Source organism: Burkholderia sp. Bp8991 (assembly GCF_003853795.1).
Lineage (GTDB): Bacteria > Pseudomonadota > Gammaproteobacteria > Burkholderiales > Burkholderiaceae > Burkholderia.
The window spans coordinates 52,502-71,936 of sequence record NZ_QTQJ01000006.1 but is presented as its reverse complement, the minus strand read 5'-3'; the positions used below and the strand labels follow the sequence as shown (position 1 = coordinate 71,936).

The following is a 19,435-nucleotide window of genomic DNA, read 5'->3' as shown; positions in this document are numbered from 1 at the left end:
CACGGTGACGCCTCGCGGCAAGCCGGCGGCCGTTTCCCGCGCGCGCCGGGCAGCGGGATCGGAGATCATGCCGGACACGATACGGCTTTGCCGTGTCGCGCGGCACGGCGCGACCTGATCACGCGCGCTCTGCCGCGCGAGATGCTCGACGACGGCGTCGACCCGATGAAGAAGGGCGAATCGATTCGCCCGATCGTGCTGTATTGAACGGAAGGGAACCCCATGCTCGAACTCGTTTCTTCGCACGCTTGCCACGGTGGCGAGCAACGCTTCTATCGCCACGATTCGAAGGCGATCGGCCTGCCGATGAAGTTCTCGGTGTACCTGCCGCCGCAGGCGGCGCACGGCCGCGTGCCGGCGCTGTTCTATCTCGCGGGGCTCACCTGCACCGAGGAGACGTTCGCGATCAAGGGCGGCGCGCAGCAGTACGCGGCACAGCACGGCCTCGCGCTCGTGATGCCCGACACGAGCCCGCGCGGCGCGGGTGTGCCGGGCGAGTCGGAGGCGTGGGATTTCGGCGTCGGTGCGGGTTTCTATGTCGACGCGACGCAAGCACCGTGGTCGACGCACTACCGGATGGAGTCCTACGTGACGGGCGAGCTGCGCGAACTCGTCGCGGCCGAGCTGCCGATCGACGGCGCGCGGCTCGGGATCTTCGGCCACTCGATGGGCGGACACGGCGCGCTGACGCTCGCGCTGCGTCACCCCGACCTGTACCGGTCGGTGTCGGCGTTCGCGCCGATCGCCGCGCCGACGCGCTGCCCGTGGGGCGAGAAGGCGTTCTCGGGTTATCTGGGTGCCGACCGCGAAGCATGGAAAGAGCACGACGCAAGCGATCTCGTCGCGCGCGCGGATGCGCCGAAGTTCGCGGACGGCATCCTCGTCGACCAGGGCCTCGCCGACCAGTTCCTCGCGAACCAGCTGAACCCCGACGTGTTCGAAGCCGCGTGCGCGAAAGCCGGCCAGCCGCTGACGCTGCGCCGCCATGCGGGCTACGACCACGGTTATTACTTCATCTCGACGTTCATCGCCGATCACGTCGCGCATCATGCGCGGGTGCTGGCACGTTAGTGCGATAAACCGGCCGCGCCATCCGCCATCAGCGAGTGGCGCGGCGCTTCCACTTTCGCAGCGTGCGCAAGGCGAGCCAGGTCACCGGTATCACGACCGCAAGCGCTATCAGCAAGTGCACGACGATGACGAGATCATCGCCCGACTCGCCGTCCCAGAATCCGGGAACATGCGTGACGAGCCAAGCCCACGTGCGCTCGGGTATCGGCAGTGCGAACGACTCGTGAGTGAGGCACAGCCGTGCAAGCGACACGGATGCCACGAGTACCCAAGCGGTCACCGCGGCTCGGTACGCGACTCGCTTCATTTGACTGTAATCGTGCCGTACGCACGCACGGAGGGGCCGGGGATCGGAACCGGCTTCTACGCGGTCAGCAAGTTTCTCAGTCGCGCGTAATCGATCGTCGATTCGATGGTCACGCATCCCCTGCTGATTCCGTGCACGCCTTTGGGGGCGTGCCGACATGCGCGATTGCGCACCCTGTCGAGCGCCGGCTGAACGTCATGTGCGTCGCCGCAACAGGCTCGCCCCATACACGAGCGCGGACAGCGCGGTGATCCAGAAACTCGTCGGCCAGTCGGTGTGATACGCGAGCGCGATCCCGGCCCACGCTTCGAACAGCGCGAACAGCGCGGCGAGCAGCACGCCGGTCGACAGCCGCGTCGACACGTTCTGCGCGGCCGCGGCCGGCCCGACCAGCAGCGTGAACACGAGCAGTACGCCGACGATCTGCGTCGCCGCGGCCACCGCGAGCGCGCACACCGCGAGGAACAGCATCGACACCGTGCGCAGCGACACGCCCTTGGCTTCGGCCAGCTCGGGCTGCAGCGACGCGAACAGCAGCGGCCGCGCGATCAGCGCGAGCGCGGCGAGGCTCACCGCGCCGATGCCGGCCAGCACCGCGAGCGTATCGTGGCTGACCGCGAGCACGTTGCCGAACAGCAGCGCGGTGACCTGCGTCGCGAACGACGTGTAGAAATGCAGGAACAGCAGCCCGAAGCCGAGCGCGCCCGACAGGATCACGCCGATCGCGACGTCGCGGCCCGCGAGCCGTTCGCCGAGCGCGCCCATCCCGATCCCGGCCGCGAGCGTGAAGCCGACCATCCCCCAGATCGGCGAGATGCCGAGCAGCACCGCGCCGGTCGCGCCGGTGAAGCCGACGTGCGACAGCGCGTGGCCGGCGAAGGTTTGTCCGCGCAGCACCAGGAAGTAGCCGACGATGCCCGCGAGCACCGCGACGATCCCCGACGCGGCGAACGCGTTGATCATGAAGTCGTATTCAAACATCGTGCGAATGCCCGGGATGAGCGTGTCCGTGGTGGTGGTGACCGTGATCGTGACCGCCGCCGCCGTGCGAGTGGCCGTCGTCGTCCTCGTGTTCGTGATCGTGCTTCTCGATTTCGACGTCGCCCGACATCACGAAGATCCTGCCGTTCACGCGCATCACGTCGATCGGCGAGCCGTAGAGCCGCGACAGCACGGGTTTCGTGATCACCTCGTCGACGGTGCCGAGCGCCGCGACGCCGTTGCCGAGATACAGCACGCGGTCGAGCGCGTTCAGCAGCGGATTCAGTTCGTGCGCGGAAAACAGCACGGTGATGCCGAGCTCGCGCTGGACGTTGCGCACGAGTTCGACGACGCCGCGCTGGTGGTTCGGGTCGAGGCTGATCAGCGGCTCGTCGAGCAGCAGCAGCTTCGGGCTGCCGAGCAGGCACTGCGCGAGCAGCAGGCGCTGCCGCTCGCCGCCCGACAGTTCCGACAGCGGCCGGCGCGCGAGCGTCGGGCCGCCGACGAGGTCGAGCACGCGGTCGACGTCGCGCCGCGTCGCGGCGTTCGTGTGCGGCAGCCCCCAGCGGTGGCCGTCGGCGGCCATCGCGACGAAGTCGTAGCCGCGCATCCGGCGATTCGCGAGGCCGCTTCTGATCTGCGGCATGTAGCCGATCGACGCGTTGCCGCGCACGACCGGCACGCCGCCGACCGACAGCGTGCCACCCGTGACGGGCACGAGGCCGAGCACCGCGCGCATCAGCGTCGTCTTGCCCGCGCCGTTCGGCCCGAGCACGCCGACGAATTCGCCGGGTTCGATCGAGAAGCTCACGTCGCGCAGGATCGTGCGTCCGCCCAGTTCGAGCGTGACGCGATCGAGTGCGAGTGCGTGGGGAGTGGCGGTCATGTCGTAGCGTGAATCATTTCTTGCTGGCGGAAAGCGCGGCCGCGAGCGCGTCGAGCTGGCCGGCCATCCATTGCTGGAAGGTCTTGCCGGCCGGTTGCGTCTCGGTGACGCTGACGCTCGGCACGCCGCCGTCGCGCGCGACCTTCAGCAGGCGCATGGTCATCGGCGCTTCGGCCTGGCTGTTGTAGATCAGCACGCGCACCTGCTTCTTGCGCAGGTCGTTCTCGAACGCGGCGACGTCCTGCGCGCTGGCTTCGGTGTCGTTCATCGTCGCGAGCTGGAAGCGCTGGTTGCGCATGTCGAGGCCGATCGCATCCGACATGTAGCCGAACACCGGCTCGGTGGCCGTCACCGGCACGCCCTTGTACTGCGCGCGCAGCGCGGCGACCTTGTCGTCGATCGGCTTCAGCGACGCGACGAACTTCTGCAGGTTCGCGTCGTAGTCGGCCTTGTTCGCCGGGTCGGCCCGGCCGAGCTCGGCCGCGATCGCGCGCGCCGCGGCCGGCATGGTCGCCGGGTCGTACCACAGGTGCGGGTTGTCGCCGGCCTTCTTGCCGACGAGATCCGCGACGACGATCGTCGCGCGCTTCGCCTGCTTCGATGCGGACAGCAGCTTGGCCATCCACGGGTCGTAGTTCGCCCCGTTGTAGATCACGACCTGCGCGTGCTGCAGCGCGCGCGCAGTCTTTGGGCTCGCTTCGAACAGGTGCGGATCCTGGTCGGGACTGCTGAGGATGCTGGTTACCGCGACATGGCGGCCGCCGATCTGCGACGCGACGTCGCCATAGAAATTCTCGGCGGCGACCACGTTGACGGTCGCGGCCTGCGCGAACGCGGGCGCCGCGATCGACAGCGCGGCAGCAGCAGCGGCCAGCAGGCGGGCAAGCGGCAGGGCGCGCCGCGGCGCGCGCTTCAGGGCAATGGACATGAAACTCCTCGTTGGAAGGGGCGGCGCCGTGCGCCGCGCGGTGCGGTGTCAGCGTTGCGCGGGCTTGCCCTTGCAGTGCCCGCACAGGCCGTTCAGCTCGACGACCTGGTGGTGGACTTCGAACCCGTGCGCGGGCTCGCTCGCGGACAACTGTTTCGCGAGGTCGCTGCCCGGGATCTCGACGGTCTCGCCGCACGAATCGCAGATCAGGAACTGGCCTTCGTGCGGCACGCCGATCTCGCAGCACGCGAAGAACGCGTTCTTCGATTCGATCCGGTGGATGAAGCCGTGCTCGACGAGGAAATCCAGCGCGCGATAGACGGTCGTGGGCGGCACGCGGCCGCGTTGGGGCTCGAGCTCGGCGAGCAGGTCGTACGCGCCGATCGGGCGCTGCGCGGCCAGCACGCGTTCGTAGACCTGGCGGCGCAGCGGCGTCCACGCGAGCCCGTGCTCGGCGGCGAATGCGTCGGCCCGGGACAGCCGGGCGTCGATGGGCGATGAGGTGGCCATGGCGTGAAGCAGGCAATGAAACGAAGTATCGCGATGATATAACGTATCTCCATGCCGTGCAGCCCGAATTCCTGCCGATGCACGCGCTCTGTCCCCTTCAGCGCCGTTTCAGCCGCGCCGCACCCAGCCCGCCGCGCCTTGCCGGGCGCGGGTCGCCGGCCGGCGCACGGCGCGGCCGTGCCGCAGCGCATCATCGAAAGCCGCCGTGTCGCCTTGACAGCATGAATCGCGTATCCGATCATTCGATCAACAACAGAGCAATTGATCGGCCGGCGAGCGTTCGCTCACCTCGCGGCCTTCGTGCAGCAGAACGAACCGGAGACAACCAGTGAGACTGGCAGACAAGGTCGCGATCCTGACGGGCGCGGCAAGCGGCATCGGCGAAGCGGTCGCGCAACGCTATCTGGACGAGGGCGCGCGCTGCGTGCTGGTCGACGTGAAGCCGCCGAGCGGCTCGCTCGCGCGGCTGATCGAGCAAAATCCCGGCCGGGCGGTGGCCGTTACCGCGGACGTCACGCGCCGCGACGACATCGCGCGCATCGTCGCGACCGCGGTCGAGCGCTTCGGCGGCGTCGACATCCTGTTCAACAACGCGGCGCTGTTCGACATGCGCCCGCTCCTCGACGAATCCTGGGACGTGTTCGACCGGCTGTTCGCGGTCAACGTGAAAGGGCTGTTCTTCCTGATGCAGGCGGTCGCGCAGCGGATGGTCGAGCAGGGCCGCGGCGGCAAGATCGTCAACATGTCATCGCAGGCGGGGCGTCGCGGCGAGGCACTCGTTTCGCACTACTGCGCGACCAAGGCCGCGGTGATCAGCTATACACAGTCGGCCGCGCTCGCGCTCGCACCGCACCGGATCAACGTGAACGGCATCGCGCCGGGCGTGGTCGACACGCCGATGTGGGAGCAGGTCGATGCGCTGTTCGCGCGCTACGAGAACCGGCCGCTCGGCGAGAAGAAGCGGCTCGTCGGCGTTGCCGTGCCGCTCGGGCGGATGGGCGTGCCGGGCGACCTGACGGGCGCCGCGCTGTTCCTCGCGTCGGCCGACGCCGACTACATCACCGCCCAGACGCTGAACGTCGACGGCGGCAACTGGATGAGCTGAAGTGGCGCCGCTCGCACGCTTACCCCTGGCGTTCGTGCCGCGCGCGGCCGCCGCCGCACGAGGACACGCATGATGGCGGAGATCGTGGTTGCCGGCGAACTGCTGGCCGAATTCGTCGCCGCCGAGCGCGGCCAGGGCTTCGACGTGCCGGGCCTGTTCGCGGGCCCGTTCCCGAGCGGCGCGCCGGCGATCTTCGCCGACCAGGCCGCGCGGCTCGGCGTGCGCGTCGCGTATGCGGGCTGCGTCGGCCGCGACGCGTTCGGCGACGCGATCGTCGCGCGGCTCGAGCGCGATGGCGTCGACGTCGCGCGCATCCGCCGCGTCGCACGTCCGACCGGCACCGCGTTCGTCGCGTATCGCGACGACGGTTCGCGCAGCTTCGTGTTCAGTCTGTCGACCAGCGCTGCCGCGTGCGTCGACGCATCCGACGTCGATACATCGATGTTCGACGGCTGCCGCTACTTCCACGTGATGGGCTCGTCGCTGACGAGCGAATCGGCGATCGCGGCGGTCCAGCGCGGCGTGATCGAGGCGGCGCGCGCCGGCGCGAAGGTGTCGTTCGACCCGAACGTGCGGCCCGAGATGCTGAGCTTCCGCCCGATGCGCGCGGCGCTCGACACGCTGCTCGCCGCGTGCCACCTGTTCCTGCCGAGCGAGGCCGACCTGCCGTTCTTCTGCGGGCCGCAGCCGGCCGAGCGCGCGATCGCCGGGCTGCTCGCGACGCATCCGCTGCTCGAACGCGTCGTGCTCAAGCGTGGCGCGGCCGGCAGCGTCGCGTTCGACCGTGCGAGCCGCGTCGACGCGCCGGCTTATCCCGTCGACGAACGCGACCCGACCGGCGCCGGCGACTGCTTCGGCGGCACGCTGGTCGCGAGTCTCGTCGCCGGCCAGCCGATCGACGTCGCATTGCGCCGCGCGAACGCGGCCGGCGCGATCGCGGTCACGCGGCGCGGCCCGATGGAGGGCAACAGCAGCGCGGCCGAGATTGACCGCTTCCTGACCGAACGAGGTGTCGCATGCCCGGCCTGACTTCCACTGCCGAACGCCCGCGCAGCGCGCACGCCGGCGCCGTGCTGCGAATGATCTTCGACGCGAACCGCGCGCAGGCGCAGCGCGGCATCTATTCGGTCTGCAGCGCGCACCGGCTCGTGCTGGAGGCCGCGTGCGAGGCCGCGCGCGCGGACGGCTCGCCGCTCCTGATCGAGGCGACCTGCAACCAGGTGAACCATCTCGGCGGCTATACGGGCATGACGCCCGCCGATTTCCGGCGCGACGTCGATGCGATCGCGCAGCGCTGCGGGCTCGCGCCGTCGGCGCTGGTGCTCGGCGGCGATCATCTGGGACCGAACCCGTGGCGGCACCGCCGCGCGGCCGACGCGATGCGCGAAGCGGCCGCGATGGTCGCCGCGTATGTCGAAGCCGGGTTCGAGAAGATCCATCTCGATGCGAGCATGGCGTGTGCGGACGATCCGGCGCGGCTCGACGACCGGACGATCGCCGCGCGCGCGGCCGGGCTGTGCCGCGCGGCCGAAGACGCGGCGGCGCGCGCCGGCGTCGCGCCCGTCTACGTGATCGGCACCGAGGTGCCGACGCCGGGCGGCGAAGTGGCCGGCGACGCAGCCGGCGATGCGATCGCGCGGATCGCGGTCACGCGCAGCGACAGCATCGCGGCGACGCTCGACGCGCATCGCAGCGCATTCGCGGCGGCCGGGCTCGACGACGCATGGACGCGCGTGGTCGCGATCGTCGCGCAGCCGGGCGTCGATTTCGACGATCGCCACGTGCTCGACTACGACAGCGCGAAGGCCGCATCGCTCGGTGCAAGCATCCTGCGCACGCCGCGCCTCGTGTTCGAAGCGCATTCGACCGACTACCAGACCGAAGGCGCGCTCGCCGCGCTCGTGCGCGACCACTTCGCGGTGCTGAAGGTTGGCCCCGCGCTGACCTTCGCGCTGCGCGAGGCGCTGTTCGCGCTCACCTTCATCGAGGACGCGCTGATCGGCGACGGCGCGCAGCGCTCGCGGTTGCGCGACGTGGTCGATGCCGCGATGCGCGCGCAGCCCGAGCACTGGGCGCCGTACTACCGCGGCGACGAGACCGAGCAGCGGCTCGCGCGCCAGTTCGGCTACAGCGACCGGATCCGCTACTACTGGCTGCAGCCGGCCGTCGCGGCGGCGGTCGAGCAGTTGCTCGACAACCTCGCGCGGCAACCGGTGCCCGAAACGCTCGTCGCGCAGTGGCTGCCGGACGTGTACGCGGCGTGCCGTGCGGGTGGCCTCGCGAAGGAGCCGCGCGCCTGGGTGCGCCACCGGATACGCGACGTGATCGCGCACTATGCGCGCGCGTGCGGGATGCAGCGGCCGGCGTGACGGGCCGCGAAGGAAGTGCAGCAACGCGACACACGCAATACGCAATACGCAACACCGACGACAGTTCGAACAATCACAGGAGACATGCCATGCAACGAAAGATGCTCGATGCCGCCGTACGCTGCTTCGCCGGGGCCGCGCTCGCGACGGCCGCGTGCGCGGCGTCCGCCGGCACGCTGACGATCGCGACGCTGAACAACCCGGACATGATCGAGTTGAAGAAGCTGTCGCCGGCGTTCGAGAAGGCGAACCCGGATATCAAGCTGAACTGGGTGATCCTCGAGGAGAACGTGCTGCGCCAGCGCGCGACCACCGACATCACGACCGGCAGCGGCCAGTTCGACGTGATGGCGATCGGCACCTACGAGACGCCGCAGTGGGGCAAGCGCGGCTGGCTCGCGCCGATCACGGGGCTGCCCGCCGACTACGACCTGAACGACATCGTGAAGACCGCACGCGACAGCCTGTCGTACAACGGCCAGCTGTATGCGCTGCCGTTCTACGTCGAGAGCTCGATGACGTTCTACCGCAAGGACCTGTTCGCGGCGAAGGGGCTCAAGATGCCCGACCAGCCGACCTACGACCAGATCGCCGAGTTCGCGGACAAGCTCACCGACAAGGCGAAGGGCACCTACGGGATCTGCCTGCGCGGCAAGGCCGGCTGGGGCGAGAACATGGCGTACGTGTCGACGGTCGTGAACACGTTCGGCGGGCGCTGGTTCGACGAGAACTGGAACGCGCAGCTCACGTCGCCGGAATGGAAGAAGGCGATCGGCTTCTACGTGAACCTGCTGAAGAAGGACGGCCCGCCGGGAGCGAGCTCGAACGGCTTCAACGAGAACCTGACCCTGACCGCGTCGGGCAAGTGCGCGATGTGGATCGACGCGACGGTCGCGGCCGGGATGCTCTATAACAAACAGCAGTCGCAGGTCGCCGACCGGATCGGCTTCGCCGCCGCGCCGGTCGCCGCCACGCCGAAGGGCTCGCACTGGCTGTGGGCGTGGGCGCTGGCCGTGCCGAAGACGTCGAAGCAGCAGGACGCCGCGCGCAAGTTCATCGCGTGGGCGACGTCGAAGCAGTACATCGAGATGGTCGGCAAGGACGAAGGCTGGGCGTCGGTGCCGCCGGGCACCCGCACGTCGACCTACCAGCGCGCCGAGTACAAGGCCGCCGCGCCGTTCTCGGACTTCGTGCTGAAGGCGATCGAGACGGCCGACCCGAACGATCCGTCGCTGAAGAAGGTGCCGTACACGGGCGTGCAGTACGTCGGGATTCCTGAATTCCAGTCGTTCGGCACGGTGGTCGGGCAGGCGATCGCGGGTGCGGTGGCCGGCCAGATGACGGTCGACCAGGCGCTCGCCGCCGGGCAGGCGGCGGCCGACCGCGCGGTCCGGCAGGCCGGCTACAAGAAGTAACGCGGCTGGCACCGTGCGCGCCGCCGCGCACGGTGCGCGTCGCCGATGCAGAAAGGCGGGCCGCCCGTTCGTGCCCGCGTCTCAACCGGAGGGACTCCGATCATGCGTCATTTGCGTCTTCCCCTGAGCCACGCGTCGCCGGTCGGCGACGCATCGTCGCCGCCGGGCGCGCCGCGCCGCGCGCGCGGCGGCGCCAGCTGGCTCGTGTCGCCGTCCGTCGCGGTGCTGCTGCTGTGGATGTCGATCCCGCTCGCGATGACGATCTGGTATTCGTTCTCGCGCTACAACCTGCTGAACCCGGACGTGAAGGGCTTCGCCGGGATCGACAACTACCGCTTCCTCGCGACCGATCCGTCGTTCCTGCCCGCGATCTGGCACACGCTCGTGCTGATCGGCGCGGTGCTCGCGATCACCGTGGTCGGCGGCGTGCTGATGGCCGTGCTGTTCGACCGCAAGTTCTACGGGCAGGGCGTGGCCCGCCTGCTCGCGATCGCGCCGTTCTTCGTGATGCCGACGGTCGCCGCGCTGATCTGGAAGAACATGATCCTGCATCCGGTGTACGGGCTCGTCGCGAACGCGATGCGCGCGCTCGGGATGACGCCGATCGACTGGTTCGCCGATTATCCGCTCACCGCCGTGATCATCATCGTCGCGTGGCAGTGGCTGCCGTTCGCGTTCCTGATCCTGTTCACCGCGATCCAGTCGCTCGACCAGGAGCAGAAGGAAGCCGCGCGCATCGACGGCGCGGGCCCGATCGCGATGTTCTTCTACATCACGCTGCCGCACCTGAAGCGCGCGATCGCCGTGGTCGTGATGATGGAGACGATCTTCCTGCTGTCGATCTTCGCGGAGATCTACACGACGACGGGCGGCGGCCCGGGCGATGCGACGACCAACCTGTCGTACCTGATCTATGCGCTCGGCCTGCAGCAGTTCGACGTCGGCCTCGCATCCGCGGGCGGGATCATCGCCGTCGTGGTCGCGAACGTCGTGTCGTTCTTCCTGGTGCGGATGCTCGCGCGCAACCTGAAGGGGGAGTACGAGAAATGAGCGACCTGACTTTGGAAGGCCGGCGCGCGCCGGCTGCATTCGACCTCGTGCGGCGCGCGCTGCCCGGCGCGCTCGCGTGGCTGCTCGCGCTGCTGCTGTTCTTCCCGATCTTCTGGATGGCGATCACCGCGTTCAAGACCGAGCAGCAGGCGTATGCGTCGACGCTGTTCTTCATGCCGACGCTCGACAGCTTCCGCGAGGTGTTCGCGCGCAGCAACTACTTCTCGTTCGCGTGGAACTCGGTGCTGATCTCGGCCGGCGTCACGGTGATCTCGCTGCTGCTCGCGGTGCCGGCGGCCTACGCCATGGCGTTCTTCCCGAACCACCGCACGCAGAAGGTGCTGCTGTGGATGCTGTCGACCAAGATGATGCCGTCGGTCGGCGTGCTCGTGCCGATCTACCTGCTGTGGAAGAACGCGGGGCTGCTCGATACCGTGTCGGGCCTCGTGATCGTGTACACGCTGATCAACCTGCCGATCGCGGTGTGGATGACCTTCACGTACTTCAACGAGATCCCGAAGGACATCCTCGAAGCGGGGCGCATCGACGGCGCGTCGACGTGGCAGGAGATCGTCTACCTGCTGATGCCGATGGCGCTGCCGGGGCTCGCGTCCACCGCGCTGCTGCTCGTGATCCTGTCGTGGAACGAGGCGTTCTGGAGCATCAACCTGTCGAGCTCGAACGCCGCGCCGCTGACCGTGTTCATCGCGTCGTACTCGAGCCCCGAGGGGCTGTTCTGGGCGAAGCTGTCCGCGGCTTCCCTGCTCGCGGTCGCGCCGATCCTGATCGTCGGCTGGCTGTCGCAGAAGCAGCTCGTGCGCGGGCTCACGTTCGGGGCGGTCAAATGAGCGCTACCGGCGAAGGTGCGGCCGGCGAACGCGCGTTCGGTCACGGGATGAACGTGCTGATCTGCGACTGCGACGGCGTGCTGATCGACAGCGAGGCCGTCGCCGCCGACGTGATCGTGCGCGAGCTCGATGCGCGCTGGCCGGGTGTCGACGCGCGGCCGGCGGTGATGCCGCTGCTCGGGCTGCGCATCGAGCGCGTGCTGGCCGGCGCGGGCGAGGCCGTCGGCCGCACGCTGTCGACCGGCGACGTCGACGCGATCCGCCGCGCGGTCGAGGCGGCGGCCGTCAACGCGCCGATGGTCGACGGCATCGACAAGGCCCTCGCGGCGCTCAACCTGACGACCGCGTGCGCGAGCAACAGCTACCGCGCGTACGTCGAGGCGGCGCTCGCGCGCACCGGCCTCGCGCGCTTCTTCGGCGACCGGCTGTTCTGCGCGGACGCCGTGGCGAGGCCGAAGCCGGCGCCCGACGTGTATCTCGCGGCCGCGCGTGCGCTCGGCGCGGTGCCCGCGCAGTGCCTCGTCGTCGAGGACAGCGTGACCGGCATCACCGCGGCCGCCGCGGCCGGCATGACCGTGCTCGGCTTCGTCGGCGGCGGGCATGCGTCGGCCGCGCAGATCGACGCGTTGCGCGGGATCGGCGCGCGTCACGTATTCGACGACATGCACGAGCTGCCCGGCTACGTCGCGCGCTGGCAGGCGACTGGCGCGGTGCTGCCGGGCTAGCAACCAGGAACGAATGCGCGCCGCCTTCAACGCGGCGCATCACGAACGAACGGAGACAGACCATGGCAAGCGTGCTCCTGCGCAACATCGCGAAGCGCTACGACGACACCGAAGTGCTGCGCAACGTGAACCTCGACATCGCCGACGGCGAATTCGTCGTGTTCGTCGGGCCGAGCGGCTGCGGCAAATCCACGCTGATGCGGATGATCGCCGGGCTCGAGGACATCTCGAGCGGCGAGCTGCTGATCGACGGCGCGAAGGTCAACGACGTGCCGAGCGCCAAGCGCGGCATCGCGATGGTGTTCCAGTCGTATGCGCTGTACCCGCACATGACGCTGTACGACAACATGGCGTTCGGCCTGAAGCTCGCCGGCGCGAAGAAGCCCGAGATCGAGCAGGCGGTGAAGCAGGCCGCGAAGATCCTGCACATCGACCACCTGCTCGACCGCAAGCCGAAGCAGCTGTCGGGCGGCCAGCGGCAGCGCGTCGCGATCGGCCGCGCGATCACGCGCAAGCCGAAGGTGTTCCTGTTCGACGAGCCGTTGTCGAACCTCGACGCGGCGCTGCGCGTGAAGATGCGGCTGGAATTCGCGCGGCTGCACGACGAGCTGAAGACCACGATGATCTACGTGACGCACGACCAGGTCGAGGCGATGACGCTCGCCGACAAGATCGTCGTGCTGTCGGGCGGCGCGGTGCAGCAGGTCGGCACGCCGAACGCGCTGTACCACGCGCCGGCCAACCAGTTCGTCGCGGGCTTCATCGGCTCGCCGAAGATGAACTTCCTGAAAGGCACCGTCGAGTCGGTCGACGCGGCCGGCGTGCTGGTGCGCTTCGGCAGCGGCGAGACGCAGCGCGTCGCGGTCGAGGCGGCCGGACTGCTGCGCGGCGCGGCGGTGACCGTCGGCGTGCGGCCCGAACATCTGATGGTGGGGCAGGCGGAGACCGGCGTGGCCGCGCGGACGATGGCCGTCGAATCGCTCGGCGATGCCGCGTACCTGTATGCGGAGTCGGCGGTCGCGCCGGACGGGCTGATCGCGCGGATTCCGCCGCTCGACACGTACCGCACCGGCGAGGCGCTGCACGTGCATGCGCAGGCCGAGCACTGCCACCTGTTCGACGAGCAAGGTCAGGCGTTCCGGCGCTTGAGCGCGCACGCGAAGGCGGCGTGAGGGCGCGCGCCGGTCAGAGCCGCAGGTGGTCGGCCATGTAATCGACGAAGGCGCGCAGTTTCGGCGTCGGATGGCGGCCTGACGGCCACAGGACGTAGATCGGCGTGCAGCTCGCGACGTGTTCGTCGAGCACCGCGCACAACGTGCCGTCGTCGAGCGCGTCGCGCACGAAGAACTCGGGCAGGCACGCGATGCCGAGCCCGCGCAGCGTGAAGCACAGGCGCGCTTCCGCGCTGTTGCTGACCATCGCGACCGGCACCTCGGGCGGCGTACTCGCATGCGGCACGCGCAGCGGCCAGGTCTCGAGCTTGCCGCTGCTCGGAAAGCGGTAGTGCAGGCAGCGATGCTGCGCGAGATCGGCCGGCGTGCGCGGCGTGCCGTGCCGCGCGAGGTAGCCGGGCGACGCGACGAGGTGCTGGCGGAAATGGCGCAGCAGCCGCGACGACAGCCGCGAATCCGTCGGCTGGCCGGTGCGCAGCACCGCGTCGAAGCCTTCCTCGACGACGTCGACGAGGCGGTCGCTGAAATCGATGTCGAGTTCGATCTCCGGATACGCGGCCATGAAATCGGCGAGCAGCGGCAGCAGCAGCGTGCCGATCGTCGGCAGGCTCACGCGCAGGCGCCCGCGCGGCGCTTCGGCGCTGTGCGTCAGTTCCTGCTCGGCCGCGTCGATCTCGGCGATCACGCGCCGGCACCGTTCCAGGAAGCGCGTGCCTTCCGCGGTCAGCGTGATGCTGCGCGTGCTGCGGTGAAAGAGGCGCACGTTCAGCCGCGCCTCGAGCCGCGCTTGCCGATCGCCGACGCCGACAGCCCGAGCGCGCGGCCGGCCGCGACGAAACTGCGCGTTTCCGCGACCTGGACGAACACGACGAAGCCGCCAAGATTTTCCATGCTGGTTCTCGATTGCGGACATCGATGTCCGGAGTGTCCGGAACTCTAACCCGGTTTTTCTTCTCGCGCCGGCTCCCTACGATGGGCGTTCCTTCACTGTTCGAGGTCACGCCATGTCATCCCTGCCTGTCACCGCCCACCGCGCCGAACCGGATGCCGACGCCGCGCTGCCCGAGCGCCTCGACGCCGCGCTCGATCGCGCGCTGGCCGATGCGCGCGTGGTCGGCGCGGTCGTGCTGGTCGCCCGCCACGGCCAACTTCGCTATGCGCGCGCGGCCGGTCTGGCCGATCGCGAGGCCGGCACGCCGATGCGGGAGGACACGCTGTTCCGGCTCGCATCGGTATCGAAGCCGATCGTGACGGCCGCCGCGATGCGGCTGGTCGCGGCGGGGCGCATCGGGCTCGACGAGCCGGTCGCGCGCTGGTTGCCCGCGTTCCGGCCGACGCTGCCCGACGGCACGCCGGCCGACATCACGTTGCGTCATCTGCTTTCGCATACGGCCGGGCTCGGCTACCGCTTCCTCGAAGCCGACGCCGACGGCCCGTATGCGCGTGCCGGCGTGTCCGACGGGATGGACCGCGCGGACCTGTCGCTCGCGGAGAACGTGCGGCGCATCGCCGGCGTGCCGCTGCGGTTCGCGCCCGGCACGTCGTGGGACTACTCGCTCGCGACCGACGTGGTCGGCGCGCTGATCGAGGCGGTCGACGGCCGGCCGCTCGCCGAAGCCGTGGCCGCGCTCGTCACGACGCCGCTCGGGATGACCGACACCGCGTTCTACTCGAATGACGCCGCGCGCTTCGCGACGCCGTACGTCAGCACGCCGGGCGCGCCGCGCCGGATGGCCGACGACGATCTCGCGCCGGTGTACGACGGCACGGTCGGCATCCGCTTCGCGCCGGCGCGCGCGTTCGACGCGGCCGCGTGGCCGTCGGGCGGCGCGGGAATGGTGGGCACCGCGCTGGACTGCATGACGCTGCTCGATGCGTTGCGCACCGGCCGCGACGGCTGGCTCGCGCGCCGCTGGATCGACGAGATGGCGCGCGTGCAGCCGGGCGCGCACGACCTGCCGGACGCGCCGGGATTCGGTTTCGGGCTCGGTTTTTCGGTGCTGCGCGATCCGGCGGCCGCGCAGTCGCCGGAGTCGGTCGGCACGTGGCGCTGGGGCGGTGCGTACGGGCATGCGTGGTTCGTCGACCGCGCGGCCGGGCTGACGGTCGTCGCGCTGACCAATACGTTGTACGAAGGGATGCACGGGCGTGTCGTCACCGACGTGCGCGACGCGGTGTATGGCGTCGACGACCGGAGCGCGGCATGAGCGGGTGCGTATCCGTTCCCGACCGCGCTTCCGACCGCGTCGCCGACCCGGCGTCCGGTCTGTCCGCACCGGTGCGCGAACGCCTGCCGGTCGCGAACCTGCTGGCGCTCGCCACCGCCGGGTTCATCACGATCCTCACCGAAGCGTTGCCGGCCGGCTTGCTCCCGTTGATGAGCATCGACCTGCGCGTGACCGAGGCGTTGATCGGCCAGCTCGTGACCGTCTACGCGCTCGGCTCGATCGTCGCGGCGATCCCGCTCGTCGCCGCGACGCGCGCGATGCGCAGGCGCCGGCTGCTGCTCGCGGCGCTTGCGGGGTTCGTCGTGTCGAATGCGTTGACGGCAGCGTCGCCGTATTACGCGCTCACGCTCGCCGCGCGCTTCGTCGCGGGCATGTCGGCCGGGCTGTTGTGGGCGCTCCTGGCCGGCTATGCGAGCCGGATGGTCGACGCATCGCTGCGCGGCCGGGCGATCGCGGTCGCGATGCTCGGCGCGCCGGTCGCGATGTCGATCGGCATCCCGGCCGGCACCGCGCTCGGCGCGATGTTCGGCTGGCGCATCGCGTTCGCGGGCATCACGGTCGCGGCGCTCGCGCTGATCGGCTGGATCCGGCTGCGCGTGCCCGACTATCCGGGGCAGCCCGCCGGCGCCCGCGAGCCGGTGCTCGGCGTGATCGCACTGCCCGGCGTGCGGCCGGTGCTGGTCGTGATGTTCGCCTATGTGCTCGCGCACAACATGCTGTACACGTACGTCGCGCCGTTCCTTGCCGGCGTGCGGATGGGCGCGCAGGTCGATGCGGTGCTGTTCGTGTTCGGTATCGCGTCGCTGGTCGGCATCGCGCTGACGGGCGCATGGATCGGCGCCGCGCAGCGGCGGCTGACGCTCGCGAGCATCGCGCTGTTCGCGCTTGCGGCGGCGATGCTCGGTGCCGGGTCCGGGATGACGATCGTTTATGCGGGTGTCGCGCTGTGGGGGCTCGCGTTCGGCGGCGCGCCGACGCTGTTCCAGACGGCCACCGCGAACGCGGCGGGCGATGCGGCCGACGTCGCGCAGTCGATGCTCGTGACGGTGTGGAACCTCGCGATCGCGGGCGGCGGCATCGCGGGCGGGATGCTGCTCGGCGCGACGGGCGCGGGCGCGATTCCGTGGGTGCTGGTCGCGCTGCTGGCGGCTGCGTGGCTCGGCGCATGGCGCGCGCGCCGGCATGCGTTTCCGGCGCCGTGCGCGGCCGCGTGAGCGTGCGGAGGCGTCAGGCCACCTTCGCGTCGAGCGCCGCGCGTGCGCAGGTTTCGTCGGTGACGAGCCCCGACAGCCAGCCGCCGCGCAGCGCGGCGATCACCGCGTCGCGCTTCTTCGGGCCGCCCGCGAACGCGATCGTCGGGCGCTTCGGCGGCGCGTCGAGCGCGACGCTCGTCACGCGCGCGCTCGTCGACACGTCGACGAGCCGGCCCTGCGCATCGATCGGCACGCCGAGCAGTTCGGCCACCGCGCCGAGCGCGGTCATCTCGTCGCGTTCCTGTTCGGTGATGAAGCCGTCTTCATAGAGCGGGCAGTGCGGGCCGATGTTGCCGATCCCGACGAACGCGACGTCGGCCTGCGCCGACAGCGCGTCGACGATCCGGTACAGCCGGTGATTGCACCATTGCGCGCGCTCGGCGTCGCTGTCGGCGAACAGCGGCGCGGGCAGCAGGAAGTGCTTGCCGCCGGTCTTCTCGGAGATGTACTGCGCGACGTCGTAGCGGTTCGACGAGCCGTCGGCCGCGATCGCGCCGACCATCGACACGAGCCGGTGCTGCGGCCGCTCGATCTGCGCGATCTGCGCGACCGCCGCCTTCAGAGTCCGGCCGCTGCTGACGGCGATCACCATCGGGCGCGTCTCGTTCAGGTAGCGCTCCATCACCTGCGCGCCGGCGACCGCGAGCTTGCGGTCGATCGCTTCGGCCGCATCGGCATCGACGGGCACGACTTCGCACATCGTGAGCCCGTAGCGTTTCGACAGCTGCGCGCCGAGCTCGAGGCAGTCGGCGAGCTGGTGATCGACGCGCACGCGGATCAGGTTCTTCTCGACCGCGAACGCGACGAGGCGCTGCGCGACCGGGCGCGACACCTGCAGCTTCTCGGCGATTTCGTTCTGCGTGTCGCCCGCGACGTAGTAGAGCCACGCGGCACGCGTGGCGAGATCGAGTTTTTCTGAGGACTTGGACACGATAGCGGTTCGGTTCGGATCTGGGGGGCCGCCCGCGGACCGGCCGTCGGGCGGCGCAATGGCATCCACTGTAACGCATGCGCGGCGTGCGGCCGACGGCCGCCCTGCGTCGCCGCCTACGCGAGCCGCGCGCGCGACGGTTCGTAAAGCGGGCGCACGTGGCGATACAGCGCGCGGAACGCGTCGAGGCGCTCGCGCAGCAGCGCATGACGCGCGGCGTCGGGCACGTATTCGGCGCGCACCGGCGGCTTGGTCAGCACGACTTGCGGATCGCCGCCGACGGCGAGCCAGCCCAGCCGCGCGGCGCCGAGTGCCGCACCCGTTTCGCCGCCGCCGTGCTGGCAGGTGCGCACGTCCAGCGCGTCGGCGATCAGCTGCGCCCAGAACGCGCTGCGCGCGCCGCCGCCGATCAGCGACAGCCGGTCGGTTTCGACGCCGGCCGCGTGCAGCGCGTCGAGGCCGTCCGCGAGGCCGAGCGTCACGCCTTCGAGCACCGCGTAGCCGAGATGCGCGCGCTCGGTCGCATGCGTCATCCCGAAGAACACGCCCTGCGCATACGGATCGTTGTGCGGCGTGCGTTCGCCGGACAGGTAGGGCAGGAACACCGGCGCCGTCGCGAGTGCGTCCGCGTCGAGCGCCGCGATTTCGGCGAGCAGCGCCGGCTCGTCGGTGCCCGTCAGCTTGCAGACCCAGCGCAGGCAACTCGCGGCCGACAGCACGACGCTCATCAGTTGCCAGCGATCGGGAATCGCGTGGCAGAACGCATGCACGGCCGACGCCGGATTCGGCATGAAGCGGTCGCCGACCACGCTCAGCACGCCCGACGTGCCGAGCGACACGAAGCCGTCGCCCGCGTGGATCGCGCCGATGCCGAGCGCGCTCGTCGCGTTGTCGCCGCCGCCGCCCGCCACCACGACGGCCTCCGACAGCCCGAGTTCGCGCGCGACGTCGGCGCGCAGCGTGCCGGACGGCGCGTTGCCTTCGACGATGCGCGGCATCTGGTCGCGCGTCATGTCGCACGCGGCGAGCAGCGCGTCGGACCAGTCGCGGCGCGCGACGTCGAGCCACAACGTGCCGGCCGCGTCGGACGGATCGGACACCTTCGCGCCGGTGAGCCGGAAGCGCAGGTAGTCCTTCGGCATCAGCACGCAGGCCGTTGCGGCAAACACGTCGGGTTCGTGCTTCGCGACCCACAGCAGTTTCGGCGCGGTGAAGCCGGGCATCGCGAGGTTGCCGGCCAGCGCGTGGAGATCGGGCGCGCGTTCGGTGAGCAGCGCGCATTCGTCGGCGCTGCGCATGTCGTTCCACAGGATCGCGGGGCGCAGCACGCGGTCGTCGCGGCCGAGCAGCACCGCGCCGTGCATCTGGCCCGACAGGCCGATCCCGCGCACCTGCGCGAAGGCCTGCGGATGCCGTTCGCGCAGCGCCGCGAGCGCGGCGAGCGTGCCTTGCCACCAGTCGTCCGGATGCTGTTCCGCCCAGCGCGGGTGCGGCCGCGACACGCTGAACGGCGTGCCGGCGGTGCCGACCACGGTGCCGTCCGGAGCAAGCAGCAGCACCTTCACTTCCGAGGTGCCGAGGTCGATGCCGAGATACATGAGCGATCCGTTCCGTCAGTGAGGAGCCGCTACTTTAGCCGCACGCGCGCGCGCCTGC

Annotated in this window: 18 protein-coding genes and 1 pseudogene; 11 read left to right on the top strand and 8 right to left on the bottom strand. The window is 70.2% G+C overall.

What is annotated here, in order from left to right:
* The first annotated feature begins 222 nt into the window (after positions 1-222).
* Positions 223-1,071: an S-formylglutathione hydrolase gene (gene fghA, locus DIE02_RS08875; RefSeq protein ID WP_124486938.1), complete on the top strand. Its 849-nt coding sequence runs from the start codon at positions 223-225 to the stop codon at positions 1,069-1,071.
* A 28-nt stretch (positions 1,072-1,099) separates the two neighbouring features.
* Here the strand turns inward: fghA and DIE02_RS08870 are convergent, their stop codons facing one another.
* The 5 genes from DIE02_RS08870 to DIE02_RS08850 form a co-directional block, all read right to left on the bottom strand.
* Positions 1,100-1,378 carry a hypothetical protein gene (locus tag DIE02_RS08870; RefSeq protein WP_124486939.1) on the bottom strand — a complete coding sequence of 93 codons (279 nt, stop codon included), beginning with the start codon at positions 1,376-1,378 and terminating at the stop codon, positions 1,100-1,102.
* A gap of 195 nt (positions 1,379-1,573) precedes the next feature.
* The gene (locus DIE02_RS08865; protein WP_124486940.1) at positions 1,574-2,359 is read right to left on the bottom strand and encodes a metal ABC transporter permease; all 786 of its coding nucleotides are present in this window, start codon (positions 2,357-2,359) and stop codon (positions 1,574-1,576) included.
* Positions 2,352-3,245: an ABC transporter ATP-binding protein gene (locus DIE02_RS08860; RefSeq protein ID WP_044844478.1), complete on the bottom strand. Its 894-nt coding sequence runs from the start codon at positions 3,243-3,245 to the stop codon at positions 2,352-2,354. The genes DIE02_RS08865 and DIE02_RS08860 overlap by 8 nt, the downstream gene beginning before the upstream one ends.
* Before the next feature lie 13 nt (positions 3,246-3,258).
* The gene (locus DIE02_RS08855) at positions 3,259-4,173 is read right to left on the bottom strand and encodes a metal ABC transporter solute-binding protein, Zn/Mn family (RefSeq protein ID WP_124486941.1); all 915 of its coding nucleotides are present in this window, start codon (positions 4,171-4,173) and stop codon (positions 3,259-3,261) included.
* 48 nt (positions 4,174-4,221) lie between these two features.
* Positions 4,222-4,683, bottom strand: coding sequence for a Fur family transcriptional regulator (locus DIE02_RS08850; RefSeq protein WP_014896195.1), 462 nt, complete (start codon positions 4,681-4,683; stop codon positions 4,222-4,224).
* A gap of 328 nt (positions 4,684-5,011) precedes the next feature.
* Between DIE02_RS08850 and DIE02_RS08845 the strand changes: the two genes are divergently transcribed.
* The 8 genes from DIE02_RS08845 to DIE02_RS08810 all read left to right on the top strand — a co-directional run bounded on the left by DIE02_RS08845 (position 5,012) and on the right by DIE02_RS08810 (position 13,367).
* Complete coding sequence (locus DIE02_RS08845; RefSeq protein ID WP_124486942.1) at positions 5,012-5,788, top strand: L-iditol 2-dehydrogenase; 777 nt, start codon at positions 5,012-5,014, stop codon at positions 5,786-5,788.
* A 72-nt stretch (positions 5,789-5,860) separates the two neighbouring features.
* The gene (locus DIE02_RS08840) at positions 5,861-6,817 is read left to right on the top strand and encodes a sugar kinase (RefSeq protein ID WP_185702612.1); all 957 of its coding nucleotides are present in this window, start codon (positions 5,861-5,863) and stop codon (positions 6,815-6,817) included.
* On the top strand, positions 6,805-8,157 hold the full coding sequence (locus DIE02_RS08835) for a D-tagatose-bisphosphate aldolase, class II, non-catalytic subunit (RefSeq protein ID WP_124528865.1): 1,353 nt from the start codon (positions 6,805-6,807) through the stop codon (positions 8,155-8,157). Before DIE02_RS08840 ends, DIE02_RS08835 begins: the two co-directional genes overlap by 13 nt.
* Positions 8,158-8,246: 89 nt before the next feature.
* Positions 8,247-9,572, top strand: coding sequence for a sugar ABC transporter substrate-binding protein (locus tag DIE02_RS08830; RefSeq protein ID WP_044844474.1), 1,326 nt, complete (start codon positions 8,247-8,249; stop codon positions 9,570-9,572).
* Between the two features lie 102 nt (positions 9,573-9,674).
* On the top strand, positions 9,675-10,622 hold the full coding sequence (locus DIE02_RS08825) for a carbohydrate ABC transporter permease (RefSeq protein ID WP_044844473.1): 948 nt from the start codon (positions 9,675-9,677) through the stop codon (positions 10,620-10,622).
* Complete coding sequence (locus tag DIE02_RS08820) at positions 10,619-11,470, top strand: carbohydrate ABC transporter permease (RefSeq protein WP_124486945.1); 852 nt, start codon at positions 10,619-10,621, stop codon at positions 11,468-11,470. The genes DIE02_RS08825 and DIE02_RS08820 overlap by 4 nt, the downstream gene beginning before the upstream one ends.
* Complete coding sequence (locus DIE02_RS08815) at positions 11,467-12,195, top strand: HAD family phosphatase (protein ID WP_124486946.1); 729 nt, start codon at positions 11,467-11,469, stop codon at positions 12,193-12,195. Before DIE02_RS08820 ends, DIE02_RS08815 begins: the two co-directional genes overlap by 4 nt.
* A gap of 62 nt (positions 12,196-12,257) precedes the next feature.
* Positions 12,258-13,367 carry an ABC transporter ATP-binding protein gene (locus tag DIE02_RS08810; RefSeq protein ID WP_124486947.1) on the top strand — a complete coding sequence of 370 codons (1,110 nt, stop codon included), beginning with the start codon at positions 12,258-12,260 and terminating at the stop codon, positions 13,365-13,367.
* A gap of 13 nt (positions 13,368-13,380) precedes the next feature.
* On the opposite strand, the pseudogene DIE02_RS08805 reads toward DIE02_RS08810, so the two are convergent.
* Positions 13,381-14,258: pseudogene (locus DIE02_RS08805) on the bottom strand (LysR family transcriptional regulator).
* A 113-nt stretch (positions 14,259-14,371) separates the two neighbouring features.
* Here DIE02_RS08805 and DIE02_RS08800 point away from each other — a divergent pair.
* Both DIE02_RS08800 and DIE02_RS08795 read left to right on the top strand, forming a co-directional pair.
* Positions 14,372-15,574, top strand: coding sequence for a serine hydrolase (locus tag DIE02_RS08800; protein ID WP_124486949.1), 1,203 nt, complete (start codon positions 14,372-14,374; stop codon positions 15,572-15,574).
* Entirely contained in the window at positions 15,571-16,809 is a 1,239-nt protein-coding gene (locus DIE02_RS08795) for an MFS transporter (protein WP_124486950.1), read from the top strand. Before DIE02_RS08800 ends, DIE02_RS08795 begins: the two co-directional genes overlap by 4 nt.
* A gap of 13 nt (positions 16,810-16,822) precedes the next feature.
* On the opposite strand, the gene DIE02_RS08790 is transcribed toward DIE02_RS08795, so the two are convergent.
* Together DIE02_RS08790 and xylB are read right to left on the bottom strand one after the other, a co-directional pair.
* Positions 16,823-17,779 (bottom strand): sugar-binding transcriptional regulator, encoded by a 957-nt coding sequence (locus DIE02_RS08790; protein ID WP_124486951.1) that lies wholly within the window; start codon positions 17,777-17,779, stop codon positions 16,823-16,825.
* 116 nt (positions 17,780-17,895) lie between these two features.
* Positions 17,896-19,377, bottom strand: a complete 1,482-nt coding sequence (gene xylB / locus DIE02_RS08785; RefSeq protein ID WP_124486952.1) for a xylulokinase — start codon at positions 19,375-19,377, stop codon at positions 17,896-17,898.
* Positions 19,378-19,435: the final 58 nt, after the last annotated feature.

Coding starts and splice junctions, on each gene's coding strand:
- DIE02_RS08850 (WP_014896195.1), bottom strand. CDS start 4,683: ATGGCCACCTCATCGCCCATCGACGCCCGGCTGTCCCGGGCCGACGCA.
- DIE02_RS08810 (WP_124486947.1), top strand. CDS start 12,258: ATGGCAAGCGTGCTCCTGCGCAACATCGCGAAGCGCTACGACGACACC.
- fghA (WP_124486938.1), top strand. CDS start 223: ATGCTCGAACTCGTTTCTTCGCACGCTTGCCACGGTGGCGAGCAACGC.
- DIE02_RS08835 (WP_124528865.1), top strand. CDS start 6,805: ATGCCCGGCCTGACTTCCACTGCCGAACGCCCGCGCAGCGCGCACGCC.
- DIE02_RS08855 (WP_124486941.1), bottom strand. CDS start 4,173: ATGTCCATTGCCCTGAAGCGCGCGCCGCGGCGCGCCCTGCCGCTTGCC.
- DIE02_RS08820 (WP_124486945.1), top strand. CDS start 10,619: ATGAGCGACCTGACTTTGGAAGGCCGGCGCGCGCCGGCTGCATTCGAC.
- DIE02_RS08825 (WP_044844473.1), top strand. CDS start 9,675: ATGCGTCATTTGCGTCTTCCCCTGAGCCACGCGTCGCCGGTCGGCGAC.
- DIE02_RS08870 (WP_124486939.1), bottom strand. CDS start 1,378: ATGAAGCGAGTCGCGTACCGAGCCGCGGTGACCGCTTGGGTACTCGTG.
- DIE02_RS08800 (WP_124486949.1), top strand. CDS start 14,372: ATGTCATCCCTGCCTGTCACCGCCCACCGCGCCGAACCGGATGCCGAC.
- DIE02_RS08840 (WP_185702612.1), top strand. CDS start 5,861: ATGGCGGAGATCGTGGTTGCCGGCGAACTGCTGGCCGAATTCGTCGCC.
- DIE02_RS08815 (WP_124486946.1), top strand. CDS start 11,467: ATGAGCGCTACCGGCGAAGGTGCGGCCGGCGAACGCGCGTTCGGTCAC.
- DIE02_RS08830 (WP_044844474.1), top strand. CDS start 8,247: ATGCAACGAAAGATGCTCGATGCCGCCGTACGCTGCTTCGCCGGGGCC.
- xylB (WP_124486952.1), bottom strand. CDS start 19,377: ATGTATCTCGGCATCGACCTCGGCACCTCGGAAGTGAAGGTGCTGCTG.
- DIE02_RS08860 (WP_044844478.1), bottom strand. CDS start 3,245: ATGACCGCCACTCCCCACGCACTCGCACTCGATCGCGTCACGCTCGAA.
- DIE02_RS08865 (WP_124486940.1), bottom strand. CDS start 2,359: ATGTTTGAATACGACTTCATGATCAACGCGTTCGCCGCGTCGGGGATC.
- DIE02_RS08795 (WP_124486950.1), top strand. CDS start 15,571: ATGAGCGGGTGCGTATCCGTTCCCGACCGCGCTTCCGACCGCGTCGCC.